Here is a 10,355-nt window from a genome sequence, read left to right as displayed (position 1 = left end):
TTTTTTCCGTCATCCCAACTCCTCCACTCGTTTTTCCGCTTCTTTCTTCTTTCGCCTAATCCAGTCTCTTTGCACCGAACCAATCACCTTGCCATGAAGACCATAGCGTTTCATATAGTAATCATCATCATTCAGCGCTCGCTCGTAGTCTGCAATCACTTTTTTATAATGCTCGATTAACTCGTCCATGGCATTTCCTCGATTTCCAAAATAATTTTCCAGAGTTTGCTCCCAGAAAGTCCACCATGCGAAAAGCTAGTCGTCTTGATGATTTCATAATTATCATCAACCCAAACACCAGCGTCCGTGAGACCATCTAAAATCGCTTTTACCGTTGGTGACCAGTTCGGCGGGTCGTATTTCCGTCTAGTTGGGGAATAGGTCGTTACCTTGACGATACAGGGCCTGTCTTTGGAAAATGGCAAGCCGTCAGCCTCACACACCAAATCCATGCTTTGATAACAAGCCAAGCCTCGCAAGTATTTTGTGATTTTCCCTTTCTTTTGGAAATGCAGACGGTCATTCGCATTAATCATCTGCTTTCTGTCTAATTCAAATTTAAGAATCAATCTCTCCTGCATCCAACCTCTCTAACCATCTAGCTTTTTCTACGCTTGCTATCGCAAGAATGTCATTAGCTAAATCAAAAACTGTATACCAATCCAGAACTCCTAACAAGTCCTTGTGCTCCTTTAGTTCATCAACAAAGCTTTCCAGTCGTTCCAATGGGTTGCTTTCATACCCCAACAAATCCCCAACGCTTACCCCGAAGTATTCGGCTAGTTGTTGGGCTTTTTCTGGTTTGATTTGGCGATCGCCTTTTTCCCAACGTAGAATAGTAAGTTTTGCAACTCCCATTTCATCGGCTAACTCTTGTTGAGTTAGCTTTTTTTCTTGTCTTAATTCTTTAAGTCTATTTTTTAAGTCCATATCTTTACCAAATTCCCACGCCTGCCAATTTGTGAGCAAAGCAAGCGTGAGTGAAATTCTTTGCGTCATTCGTCCAAGTTTGACGCATTTTCTAGTTCGCTTTTTTCGTGGTTCACGGCACGTTGGTTTTTACATGTTAATCAAGTCATCCAGACTCATAACCTGATCAAGTTTCTTTTTGCTTCGGCAATAATCGCAACGACCACATTTTTTGGGTTCTTGCTGACCTGTCGCAACCTTCCAAACCTTCACGATATCCGCCTTGATAGCTTCTAGGCCTTCTTCAAGCCAATTCTCATCAATTCGGATAATGTCCTTATCTGGTACAGCTTCCTTGCTGACCGCTACAATGATTGGTCTGAAATTTTGTCCAGTCATTTGTTTCAGTAACTCACGATACAAACCAAGTTGACCATGGTAACCAAAACCTAAAATGTTGTTAACAGATGCCGGAACTCGTTTCTTAAGCTCTGCACTCCATTCGTCAGAATAGATAGATTTCATGGTCTTTAAATCTACAAAATAACCACGGCTCAGATTAATACTATCCAACTTCCCTTTAACGGGGACACCTTCAATTTCACCGTAGACAATCAGCTCTTTACGCACATCATCAGAAGCATAACCGTGATAAAGCCTGTTGAAACCTTCATCATCTTTCAAGCTCGCAATCATCTTGTCGCCAATAACAAACTCCGTCTTTAATTTCCCTTTGTTTTTTCCAGATTTCGCTAGGATTTTTGCGCCATTTTCGGCTAAAAAAGCTTCATGAGCTTCCTTGCTTTCAAAGTAGCTATGAACATAGTTGCCAAGAAGAAGGGGGGTCTCGTCTCGCTCCTCCTTCCACTCGCCATTCTCCATAGCGTAAGCCTTGGCTTGGCATTGTTGGTACTGCTTAAAGCGTGAGTTGGTCAAATACTCTTTGTCAGAGTAGTAATTTTCCTGCGTTAATTCTTTCATAATCTACTCTCTAATATTTGTTGTATTTCCCTCAAAGAAGCTCATTTCTTCCGCAATTTCCCCTGTTTCCTCGTCAAAATCAGGAATTTCTTCTGCTGGGTAGCTGGTATCTTGCGTTTCTTCCTCAGGCGCCCCTAGAAAACCATCTAAGGTATCAGCATTTTCTTGAGTAACGTCCTTAATTTCCTTGTTCTCTGAAACAGTGCTATCTTCGTTATCTGCTACAATCGCATCCTGTAAATCCGTGGATAGAGGTGCATAGGTTGAAAGCATGTGTTTCAACACCGTTTTTCTTGCCATAGCATCAAAATCAGACTGCCAAGGACTGTATTTACTTGAAAATGATTGGCTATATTTCTTTCCGTGAGCCTCCACTCGCTCCTTGGTCCAAAAGACGGTCTTTTCAAAACCATTTGCCAACCGCATAAAAGCAAAGTATCCAACGACTTTTTCTTTCGCTTTTGGCATTGCCGTCATATCAACCTCCAAATCCTCCGTTAGAGGGTTAAACCCTCTAAATTGGCTCTCGTAGATTTCCCCAGCATTCAAACGTGTTACTTGCCCGCTCCGTTGTGCTAGCTGGATAAGCCCCTTATAGCCGATTTGAAACTGCGCTTGATTTTTGTAAGGGACAATGTACGCATAACCTAAGCTTGGCTCAATTGGTAGATTCAAAACTGCCGCCTTCATAGCTGATGTCATGATGCTTTCATTCGAAGCCTTAGCAAGTAAATTGTTATTTTGAACCACACTCAGCAAGCTCGCTACAAATTGTTGTCCGTTTCCATTAACCACCTCAGCAAATTTCTGTTTTACTGCTGGCGAGTTAAAAAATTGTTTATGTGTTAATTCGTTTGCCATTCTCATCCTCCTATCCCCCTATTTCGCAATATTTGGGGTCTCTCGTGTATTTTATAGTCAAGTTCGATATTTTATATACCTGTTTACTAAAATCGCTCAGAAACGATTTTAAGAGGTTTATCGCTTACGCTTGTTTATCTTGTAATTTCTTAGTTCACTCTCAAGCGACTTGATAGCATTTGACTGCCGTTTGATTATCCGGTCTTTTTTATTCAACTCTTCAACCAGAAAGTTGATATCGTCTATGCCGCTTAGATATTTTTCACGCCAGTAACACGCATCTTCGATTTCAATCATATATCGTCTCCTACGTAAACCCAACGATTGTTAACGAACACCCATTCGCTTTCATCATGTACCGATTCAAAATTCGGCTCAGTCGAAAGTCCGTCGTCATAGTCAAATGGTCCCATTTTCCACCAGCCTATCCCGATACCTCGCCAGCTCCTTGAGATACAAGACCTTATCAACCAGACGCTTTCGCTTTAGTTGCAACCTAGCCCCGTTCGTCAAGTGAGGCAGTACCCTATTTTCTAAATCTGTCACCGTCATTAAGCATTCCTCGCTTTCACTTCCTGCACCTTTTTCACCCAAGCCCAGCGCTCTCCATAGAGAAAGCTGTCAAGGATTTCATCACGCTCTGCCAGACTAACACGCTCCCAGAGCTGATTGTATTCGCGCTCACACTTTGTTTTCATAGTGTTACCTCACGCTTTTCTAAAAAGTCTAAAATCGTCATCTGCCGACCAACTTCACTAAAACAAACTGGTCTGAAAGGTGGACAACATCTGTTCCTGCGCCTTCTTGTAAAAATCTTTCTTGATTTCAAAACCATACGCACTACGATTCATCTCGATAGCAGCCCTAATCGTAGAGCCACTGCCAGCCACAGGGTCAATCACCACATCCCCCTCATCCGTAAAGATTTCAATCAATCGCTTCAAGACTGGGATAGGCTTCTGAGTCGGGTGGATAGTCGGATAAGAACTATCCTTTTCCCACGGGGCATGGTTCAAAACCATCGCCCCTCTGTTGTTAAATTTAGGCAACTTATCACGGTAGAGGACCGTCGCCTCTTCCACCGCTCCCACGATTTTCATATTTGCCTTGAGTACCTGCGGACTCGATTTCTTGGTAAAGTACAGCGGATAGGCATTGTTAAAACCATGTTTTTTACCACAGGCAATCACCATATCCCGCTGTTGCCAAGCATGAAAGACAATCATAGCAGGAGCTTTTCCTCGCTCCTTCGGTTCTTTCTTGAGCAAACGACTACAAAAATCAAAGAAGTTATTGATCTTAAAGTCGTTATCCGTATCAAAGAAAGACCTACCAGCCAATTTGCTCTCACCGTTCTTGTTGTTCCCATCCTCATACCAGCGAGGGTCGGAGGCATAGGCGTTGTTCCCCAGATTATAAGGGATATCTGCAATAATCAGCTGAGCCCTCGGTATCTGATATCGCTTAGCGTTCTCAAAGTGGTCATTGAATAACTCGTACTTCATACTCCACCTCACACAAACACACGCCATTCATCTTCCACACCCGGCACTTTGCAAGCCTGAAAGTTTTCAGGACGTTCAGCACGTTCACGACAAGCACGATCTATCATTTCTTGATGCCGAACCCAAGGCTCAACTCGTTTCTGCTCTTCCAACATCTTCTCTTGCTTTGCTTTCACGCTCTTTCTCATTTCAGCGATAACAGCTACCGCAAAGCCAATTCCGACAAGACCCATTGATACAATTTCTTCCATGTTTATTTTTCCTTTCTACATTCCAAACCGTTGCCAGTTTGCGTTATACCACTCACGAACCGCATCTCTTGGATAACGCAATTGCGTCCCTCTTCCTCTGTCAATCTTTGGGAAATCTGTATACTGTGTATATCTATCAAACGTAGTTGTAGAACAGCCCAGCATCTTCATCACCTGTTGCTGATTCAACTCCAAAGGCAAAGCCTTCTCGATATCAAACATCTGGCTAATCTCTATCAAAGACACCCTTACTCCATCCATGATTTTTTTCACAAAACTCAGAATAAGACCCTCTTCCATTTTTTCCCCTTTCGTGTTATAATTCAGTTAGTTATTTTAGTAAGTGCCTGATTGCCGTCAGGTACTTTTTTTATCTCGCAAACGTGTAAACACTGCCGTTTACTGCATAGTAGTTCAGCTCATTCATCTTGTTTGCGAAGCATTCGTCGCTTGTTTGCAGCAACCGCTCTTTTAATAAGCTTGATAACTTGTAATGGTTCGCTTCAAACGTTGCTATCTGTTCTTCTCTTGTCAAAACGGTAATGTCCTCCTATCTTCTGCACTATCTGGATACCTAAAGGTCAGACCCTTAGTGCCCTTGGCCAGACGACTGACCAGACTAGAGTCAAATACCTTTTGCATATCCTCCCCACTTAGATTCGTGGTCACGATGGTCTTGTCTCTTGCGTCCAGCAAGTTATACATGAAATCCTGCTTCCACTGGGACTGATCGCCCTTACCAAAGTCGTCTAACACCAAGTAGTCGACTTTTTTCAGTAGCTCCAGCCATTCATCCGTGGTTCGTGCATCCTTTCGATTAAACCCACTCTGGATTTTTTGAAACATAGCAGGTACATTCATGAAAAGCACACTCTTAGGATTGTTATTGGCCTTGAAGTCGATATTCAACTTCTTAGCAATCGCAATCGCCAGATGAGTCTTTCCGCGACCAGGCTTGCCAACGATAACCGCATTCCCTCGCCCATCGTTAAAGTAATGCCTCACAACTCGTAGAGCGAAGCTTTTAGACTGCTCATCTGTACTATTGGACACCGTGAAAGTGCTAAAGCTCGCTTCTTTCATGTCGCTTGACATGAGGCTGTTTCTCCCCAGCACCTCAAAGGTATTGCTCAAGATAGAGGAGATATAGGCTTTTCCGACCTTCTCCGCCTGCTCCCTTGCCATATCCTCCCGGACGCATTCAGGGCAGTAGGTCGGCTGATAAGGTTCCTTGCGGTTCGTGGCTCTCACTGGATTCTTAAAAGTCCACATAAAGCAGGAATGCTTCGGACACATTTCCTTTTCGTTCACATAGTGAAGCGGTTCAAATCCAAGACGTTCCATACCTCCCCTTTCTAAAACGGCAACGGATCATCATAGACCTGCCGAACGGCTCGGACAGTGCCTGAGGTTGTGGATTGGGTCTTCTTATTTTCTTTGAACTTGCGCTCTCGTTCTTCAACTGCTGCAAGCGTCAAGATGCCATCATTTTTCCAATTGGTCAGGATTCCTTTGATATAGCTAAAGCTCCGCTTGCCATTGTCTGCTGAAAGCTCAATCGCTCTTAGAACAACCTCTACTTCCATACCGTCCAGCGTTACAAAGTCTTTTATTTGCTCAAATTGGATTCCGTCCAAGACACCGATACGAGATTGATAGGATTTGACGATGACGTCGAAAGAGTCTGTCTCTATATCTATCTCTTTCTCTATATCTATATCTATATCTATATCTCCGTTACGGTTTGTTACTTCGGTGTTACAATGTAACACCTTTTGACTCTCTCGGTGCTTGCGAACCCTACGGGCGCTTGCGGTTTCACTACCTACCATTTCAGGAACCTGTTCTAAAAAATAGGTATTTTCAGATTGTTTTGTTAACAATCCTTTGCTCTCAAGAAAAAGTAAGGTAATTTTGATATCTTCAACATTTTCATCAATCATAAGAGCGATTTCCTCTGCTAGACTTTCAGCGAGCCCATCGTAGTAAATTCGTCCTTTATCTTCTAGACTGATAAGCATCATTTTGAGATAGATAATTGTATGTGTATCTCCACCAGCAATCTTACGAAGTAATTTCATCTCCTTTGACTTGAAAAAGTCTTGATTTAATTGAATCCAAAAGTATCGTCTGTTACTAATTGCCATCTTTCTCCTTTCATCTATTCAAACACGGTTAAACCGTGTTGTCGGACAAAAAAATAATATTGCTATACGTTGTATCATACAATTCTTCAATTTTTGAAATGTTTGGTACATCCGGGAAACTCTTACCGTGCTCCCACTTGCTCAATGTCGATGGCGATATATCAAGCTTTTTTGCCGCTTCTTCTTGGCTAAGATTAGCTCTTACACGTAGCATTTTCAACGTCATCTTCTGCACCTTCTCACCTCCTTATCTAAATTCATCCAAGCTGACGTCCAAAGCGTCAGCGATTTTGCACATTGTATCAAACGACGTATTCCTGTTCTTGCCATGTTCCAGATTATAGATTAAACTCGTAGCCAAGCCACTTTCCTTAGCCAAGCGATAACTTGTCCAACCTCTCTCCGTCAGATATGGTTTTATCTTTTCCCAAAGCATGATTTAAACCTATCATACACAACATATTGTGCCTTTCTTGATTTTTATTTCTTTACTATACTATATCTTGATTTTTAGCAATTAAAGAGATATAATAGCTATGACAAACATGTAAGCCAACTTTAACTACCAATTAATTTCACTTATGTGTTGTCAAATAACTAAAGAAAGGAGGTGGAAATATGGATTGGAACCAATTACTAATTTCAACAATCCCTGCTGTCATTTCAAGTATTGCTACTTACTTGCTAGCCTTAAAACAAAGCAAATCTGAAATAGCAAAACTCAAGGAACAACATGAGCACGAATTTCAAATGCTAAAAGAAAATACTCAAAGCCAAATTGATGTTCTTAAAGCACAAGCAGAAACAACTTCTCAAGCAGAGCTAACCAACTCTACTGCTAATTTCATGTTCACTCTGTTAGAAAAAGCAATGACTGGTGAAATTGACCTAGAAAATCTTAAAAATTTAAAAAACCTAGGTTAGTTTTTTAGGGAGCGTCAATTTTTATTTGACGCTTTTTCTAATTCCTTCTGCAAGATAAGAACCGAACCTTGTACGCCTGCTAACAATCCTTGCACATAGTCGTAAGACTTGGTTTTATAAATTTCTTCCAGTATTTCCAATGGTGTCATCCCCCCACCTCCTATCTAAAAATCAAATACAAGACTAGACCGATCAAGCCACCCCATACTAGGATTGACGGAAGCAGACCACCTTTGATGTTAATGAAAGTCTGACTGCGACCATCTTGACCTGTTTTTTCATAGTCAAAGTTGCCAAACAAGAATTTTTTCCAATCCATATGTTTCTCCTTTTTCTTGCAGGAGATACAGCCTATGTGATATAATGACAGTGTCCCCCTAAAGGGGAGGGGCTTTAGGTCAGCCCCTTAAGTTCCTACCACTCTATTGAGTAATGGAACTCGATTTTGAACCAGAGAATTTGGATTTTTAAGCCGAATTCTCTTTTTTTAGGTCTTCGTTCCTGTCGCCTCATTGGCTGTACCTCCTCTTTTATTTGGTTGACTACCTCAACCTTGATTTAATTATAACACGGTTTAACCGTGTTTGTCAACACAAAAACAAAGATTTTTTATTTTTTTAATATCTTTTGACAAAAACACGGTTTTTCCGTTATAATTAAGGTACGAAAGAAGGTAAAATAATATGAAAAGTTCACTTGGAAACAAAGAAATAATGGCTGGAAATATAAGAAGACATTTGGATAGATTGGGTTTGAATGTAAAAGATTTTGCTGCCTTGATGAATTTTAAATATTCTACAGTTCTTGATTGGGTGAATGCTAAAACATATCCACGCATAGATAAAATTGAGCTGATGGCAAATTATTTTAATGTGGAGAAATCAGATTTAGTTGAAGCCTATTCCTCCACTCCCACACTCGACCTCCTCACCCAGCAGATAAACGACACAGTGGTACAGTTAACCACCCCAAACAAAAAAATCGTCCTACGGACTTCTGAGGAGCTTCTGGAGGGGCAAAAGAGAGACAAGGAAACCTACCGACAGAAAAACGAAGAAGAAACAAAGAAAAACGAAGTATCAGAGGAAGTTATCAACTGGTATCAAGTTGAGGTTGTTTCTGAGACGGCAGCAGCTTGTGGATTTAACTATGGATTCGGCTACGACGATACAGACAGAGAGACTATAGAGGTGGACGAACAACCACCACGTCACGATATAGCGACCAAGGTAAACGGTGATTCCATGGAGCCTGACTACCAAGACGGAGATATCCTCTATTTGGTAGACAAAGGACTGACAACCTATAGTGGAGACCTAGCAGTTATCGCGTACGAAGACCGTTCTTACTTCAAAAAGATCTATACCGAAAATGGTCGCTTACGCCTAGTGTCGCTCAATGACAAGTACGAAGATATCATCCTAGACTTCCCACCAGTAGAAGACACCCACATCAAGATCTATGCAGTTGTTGGGGTGTATAAGGGGGAGTAAACTAGTCGAATTCGACTAGTTTAGAAAGGACAAAGAAATGGATTACACGAACTTAACAGACGTAGACGTACAAGAGATTATCCGTAGAATAAAACACCCTAAAAACTACCTATCATACGATAAGATATATAACACAATTGCAAGTATGTTTGGTAAAATAGATATAGATGAAACCATTATAGACGATGACGATATTCAGTATATCCTCCATATTTTCAGAGGAAAACATAACGCCGAACGTTTCAGCATCCATCTGAGACTAAAAGAATTTACCGACCATATCGTCCGAGTAGATATCCATCCATCGAACCGCCACGAAAATCCAGACGGGACGATTATCACAGGAAGTCATATCCATATTTATTCCAACAGATATGAAAAAAGAGACCGCATAGCGATCCCTCTTGCAAACTCTGACTTCCCAAACATTACACAGATAGTCGACGTATTTTCAGAGTTCGTCAACTACACAAATATACAAAAGGAGTCAGAAAATGAGTAAATCAAGCACCCTCAAAAAAACTTACTTCGACTGGTTGCTGAAAGAATACCATTTCACAGACCTAGATAACCACACCGTAGAGATTAGCACACCATTTCTTGATAACGACTTTGATTATATTATTCTTTATGCAGAGTTTCTAACAGACGGTCGTGTAACCCTCAGTGATGACGGCTGGACCATTGACAACCTCAAAAGCCACGGTGTGGTTTTAAACGGCCGCACCCCACACAAAAATAACATCCTCAACACCATTGTCACCAATCTTGGTACACGAGTAGAGGACAACGAGCTTTGCATAACGACTAGCATTGAGAAGTTCCCACTTGCCAAACAACGCCTCCTTCAAACCATCATGCAAGTTAATGACATGATAGTATTACAGGATAAAAGCGTAAAAAATATCTTCCATGATGAAGTCGAACAAATCCTCAACGAACGGGAGATCCTCTTCACACGTCGCCCTTCTTTCTCAGGAAAAGAAGGCATCACTGTTCAGTTTGACTTCGCCATTCCTACCCGAAAAACAGAAAAACTCGTAAGAACCATCTCCAACGGAAACGACCTTAATCGTGCAAAACTCCTAGCCATGGACACACGTATTCTTCAAAACCATAAAAATAATGCTGAGTATATCGCCCTCATAGACGACACGCATCACAGATTCGATAAACTAGCTGAAACCAAAGCAATCTTTGAAGAAAATAGCAAAGATAAAATCCTACTACTACCTCACCAGAAATTCCTAAAACAAAAAGAAATACTTTCAAATCTAGCATAAC

The 10,355-nt window shown here is 41.3% G+C and carries 20 protein-coding genes and 1 pseudogene; 4 read left to right on the top strand and 17 right to left on the bottom strand.

What is annotated here, in order from left to right:
- Positions 1-9: 9 nt before the first annotated feature.
- From STRDD10_RS07850 to STRDD10_RS10570, 15 genes and pseudogenes are all read right to left on the bottom strand, one after another.
- The gene (locus tag STRDD10_RS07850; protein WP_067194733.1) at positions 10-189 is read right to left on the bottom strand and encodes a hypothetical protein; all 180 of its coding nucleotides are present in this window, start codon (positions 187-189) and stop codon (positions 10-12) included.
- Complete coding sequence (locus STRDD10_RS07845; RefSeq protein WP_231853393.1) at positions 177-569, bottom strand: RusA family crossover junction endodeoxyribonuclease; 393 nt, start codon at positions 567-569, stop codon at positions 177-179. Before STRDD10_RS07845 ends, STRDD10_RS07850 begins: the two co-directional genes overlap by 13 nt.
- A gap of 160 nt (positions 570-729) precedes the next feature.
- Positions 730-930: pseudogene (locus tag STRDD10_RS11620) on the bottom strand (helix-turn-helix transcriptional regulator); the annotation flags it as partial.
- 129 nt (positions 931-1,059) lie between these two features.
- Positions 1,060-1,890 (bottom strand): PD-(D/E)XK nuclease-like domain-containing protein, encoded by an 831-nt coding sequence (locus STRDD10_RS07835; protein ID WP_067194727.1) that lies wholly within the window; start codon positions 1,888-1,890, stop codon positions 1,060-1,062.
- A 3-nt stretch (positions 1,891-1,893) separates the two neighbouring features.
- Positions 1,894-2,751, bottom strand: coding sequence for a recombinase RecT (locus STRDD10_RS07830; RefSeq protein WP_067194725.1), 858 nt, complete (start codon positions 2,749-2,751; stop codon positions 1,894-1,896).
- Between the two features lie 117 nt (positions 2,752-2,868).
- Positions 2,869-3,048 (bottom strand): hypothetical protein, encoded by a 180-nt coding sequence (locus STRDD10_RS07825; protein ID WP_067194722.1) that lies wholly within the window; start codon positions 3,046-3,048, stop codon positions 2,869-2,871.
- Positions 3,049-3,150: 102 nt separating this feature from the next.
- Entirely contained in the window at positions 3,151-3,303 is a 153-nt protein-coding gene (locus tag STRDD10_RS10935) for a hypothetical protein (protein ID WP_156468631.1), read from the bottom strand.
- Positions 3,303-3,449: a hypothetical protein gene (locus STRDD10_RS10930; protein ID WP_156468630.1), complete on the bottom strand. Its 147-nt coding sequence runs from the start codon at positions 3,447-3,449 to the stop codon at positions 3,303-3,305. The genes STRDD10_RS10935 and STRDD10_RS10930 overlap by 1 nt, the downstream gene beginning before the upstream one ends.
- A 57-nt stretch (positions 3,450-3,506) precedes the next feature.
- Entirely contained in the window at positions 3,507-4,256 is a 750-nt protein-coding gene (locus STRDD10_RS07820; protein ID WP_067194719.1) for a DNA-methyltransferase, read from the bottom strand.
- Positions 4,257-4,264: 8 nt separating this feature from the next.
- Positions 4,265-4,507 carry a hypothetical protein gene (locus STRDD10_RS07815; RefSeq protein ID WP_067194716.1) on the bottom strand — a complete coding sequence of 81 codons (243 nt, stop codon included), beginning with the start codon at positions 4,505-4,507 and terminating at the stop codon, positions 4,265-4,267.
- 15 nt (positions 4,508-4,522) lie between these two features.
- Positions 4,523-4,807, bottom strand: a complete 285-nt coding sequence (locus tag STRDD10_RS07810) for a helix-turn-helix transcriptional regulator (protein WP_067194713.1) — start codon at positions 4,805-4,807, stop codon at positions 4,523-4,525.
- Positions 4,808-5,038: 231 nt separating this feature from the next.
- The gene (locus tag STRDD10_RS07805) at positions 5,039-5,851 is read right to left on the bottom strand and encodes an ATP-binding protein (RefSeq protein ID WP_067194710.1); all 813 of its coding nucleotides are present in this window, start codon (positions 5,849-5,851) and stop codon (positions 5,039-5,041) included.
- 11 nt (positions 5,852-5,862) lie between these two features.
- The gene (locus tag STRDD10_RS07800) at positions 5,863-6,654 is read right to left on the bottom strand and encodes a phage replisome organizer N-terminal domain-containing protein (RefSeq protein WP_082782072.1); all 792 of its coding nucleotides are present in this window, start codon (positions 6,652-6,654) and stop codon (positions 5,863-5,865) included.
- A 28-nt stretch (positions 6,655-6,682) separates the two neighbouring features.
- Positions 6,683-6,880: a helix-turn-helix transcriptional regulator gene (locus STRDD10_RS07795; protein ID WP_067194765.1), complete on the bottom strand. Its 198-nt coding sequence runs from the start codon at positions 6,878-6,880 to the stop codon at positions 6,683-6,685.
- Positions 6,881-6,901: 21 nt separating this feature from the next.
- A complete protein-coding gene (locus STRDD10_RS10570; protein ID WP_082782071.1) occupies positions 6,902-7,090 on the bottom strand; it encodes a helix-turn-helix domain-containing protein in 189 nt (62 codons plus the stop codon).
- A 182-nt stretch (positions 7,091-7,272) separates the two neighbouring features.
- Between STRDD10_RS10570 and STRDD10_RS07790 the strand changes: the two genes are divergently transcribed.
- Positions 7,273-7,578, top strand: coding sequence for a hypothetical protein (locus STRDD10_RS07790; protein WP_067194707.1), 306 nt, complete (start codon positions 7,273-7,275; stop codon positions 7,576-7,578).
- Positions 7,579-7,592: 14 nt separating this feature from the next.
- On the opposite strand, the gene STRDD10_RS11760 is transcribed toward STRDD10_RS07790, so the two are convergent.
- The gene (locus STRDD10_RS11760) at positions 7,593-7,727 is read right to left on the bottom strand and encodes a hypothetical protein (protein WP_269450123.1); all 135 of its coding nucleotides are present in this window, start codon (positions 7,725-7,727) and stop codon (positions 7,593-7,595) included.
- Between the two features lie 11 nt (positions 7,728-7,738).
- Positions 7,739-7,897 (bottom strand): hypothetical protein, encoded by a 159-nt coding sequence (locus STRDD10_RS11180; RefSeq protein WP_197458319.1) that lies wholly within the window; start codon positions 7,895-7,897, stop codon positions 7,739-7,741.
- Between the two features lie 364 nt (positions 7,898-8,261).
- On the opposite strand from STRDD10_RS11180, the gene STRDD10_RS07785 reads away from it, so the two are divergent.
- Genes STRDD10_RS07785 through STRDD10_RS07775 form a run of 3 tightly spaced genes read left to right on the top strand, consistent with a single transcriptional unit; the run spans position 8,262 to position 10,354 of the window.
- Complete coding sequence (locus STRDD10_RS07785) at positions 8,262-9,071, top strand: LexA family transcriptional regulator (protein WP_082782070.1); 810 nt, start codon at positions 8,262-8,264, stop codon at positions 9,069-9,071.
- 37 nt (positions 9,072-9,108) lie between these two features.
- The gene (locus tag STRDD10_RS07780; RefSeq protein ID WP_067194704.1) at positions 9,109-9,573 is read left to right on the top strand and encodes a DUF6978 family protein; all 465 of its coding nucleotides are present in this window, start codon (positions 9,109-9,111) and stop codon (positions 9,571-9,573) included.
- Positions 9,566-10,354: a DUF1828 domain-containing protein gene (locus STRDD10_RS07775; RefSeq protein ID WP_067194701.1), complete on the top strand. Its 789-nt coding sequence runs from the start codon at positions 9,566-9,568 to the stop codon at positions 10,352-10,354. Before STRDD10_RS07780 ends, STRDD10_RS07775 begins: the two co-directional genes overlap by 8 nt.
- Position 10,355: the final 1 nt, after the last annotated feature.

This window comes from Streptococcus sp. DD10, from assembly GCF_001578805.1.
In the GTDB taxonomy this organism is placed as follows: Bacteria; Bacillota; Bacilli; order Lactobacillales; family Streptococcaceae; genus Streptococcus.
The sequence above is the reverse complement of the archived record's forward strand: the minus strand, read 5'-3'. Positions and strand labels throughout refer to the sequence as shown.

Coding starts and splice junctions, on each gene's coding strand:
- STRDD10_RS10570 (WP_082782071.1), bottom strand. CDS start 7,090: ATGCTTTGGGAAAAGATAAAACCATATCTGACGGAGAGAGGTTGGACA.
- STRDD10_RS10930 (WP_156468630.1), bottom strand. CDS start 3,449: ATGAAAACAAAGTGTGAGCGCGAATACAATCAGCTCTGGGAGCGTGTT.
- STRDD10_RS07820 (WP_067194719.1), bottom strand. CDS start 4,256: ATGAAGTACGAGTTATTCAATGACCACTTTGAGAACGCTAAGCGATAT.
- STRDD10_RS07835 (WP_067194727.1), bottom strand. CDS start 1,890: ATGAAAGAATTAACGCAGGAAAATTACTACTCTGACAAAGAGTATTTG.
- STRDD10_RS10935 (WP_156468631.1), bottom strand. CDS start 3,303: ATGACGGTGACAGATTTAGAAAATAGGGTACTGCCTCACTTGACGAAC.
- STRDD10_RS07810 (WP_067194713.1), bottom strand. CDS start 4,807: ATGGAAGAGGGTCTTATTCTGAGTTTTGTGAAAAAAATCATGGATGGA.
- STRDD10_RS07780 (WP_067194704.1), top strand. CDS start 9,109: ATGGATTACACGAACTTAACAGACGTAGACGTACAAGAGATTATCCGT.
- STRDD10_RS07795 (WP_067194765.1), bottom strand. CDS start 6,880: ATGACGTTGAAAATGCTACGTGTAAGAGCTAATCTTAGCCAAGAAGAA.
- STRDD10_RS07775 (WP_067194701.1), top strand. CDS start 9,566: ATGAGTAAATCAAGCACCCTCAAAAAAACTTACTTCGACTGGTTGCTG.
- STRDD10_RS07790 (WP_067194707.1), top strand. CDS start 7,273: ATGGATTGGAACCAATTACTAATTTCAACAATCCCTGCTGTCATTTCA.
- STRDD10_RS07785 (WP_082782070.1), top strand. CDS start 8,262: ATGAAAAGTTCACTTGGAAACAAAGAAATAATGGCTGGAAATATAAGA.
- STRDD10_RS07805 (WP_067194710.1), bottom strand. CDS start 5,851: ATGGAACGTCTTGGATTTGAACCGCTTCACTATGTGAACGAAAAGGAA.
- STRDD10_RS07800 (WP_082782072.1), bottom strand. CDS start 6,654: ATGGCAATTAGTAACAGACGATACTTTTGGATTCAATTAAATCAAGAC.
- STRDD10_RS11180 (WP_197458319.1), bottom strand. CDS start 7,897: ATGGATTGGAAAAAATTCTTGTTTGGCAACTTTGACTATGAAAAAACA.
- STRDD10_RS07830 (WP_067194725.1), bottom strand. CDS start 2,751: ATGGCAAACGAATTAACACATAAACAATTTTTTAACTCGCCAGCAGTA.
- STRDD10_RS07825 (WP_067194722.1), bottom strand. CDS start 3,048: ATGATTGAAATCGAAGATGCGTGTTACTGGCGTGAAAAATATCTAAGC.
- STRDD10_RS07850 (WP_067194733.1), bottom strand. CDS start 189: ATGGACGAGTTAATCGAGCATTATAAAAAAGTGATTGCAGACTACGAG.
- STRDD10_RS11760 (WP_269450123.1), bottom strand. CDS start 7,727: ATGACACCATTGGAAATACTGGAAGAAATTTATAAAACCAAGTCTTAC.
- STRDD10_RS07815 (WP_067194716.1), bottom strand. CDS start 4,507: ATGGAAGAAATTGTATCAATGGGTCTTGTCGGAATTGGCTTTGCGGTA.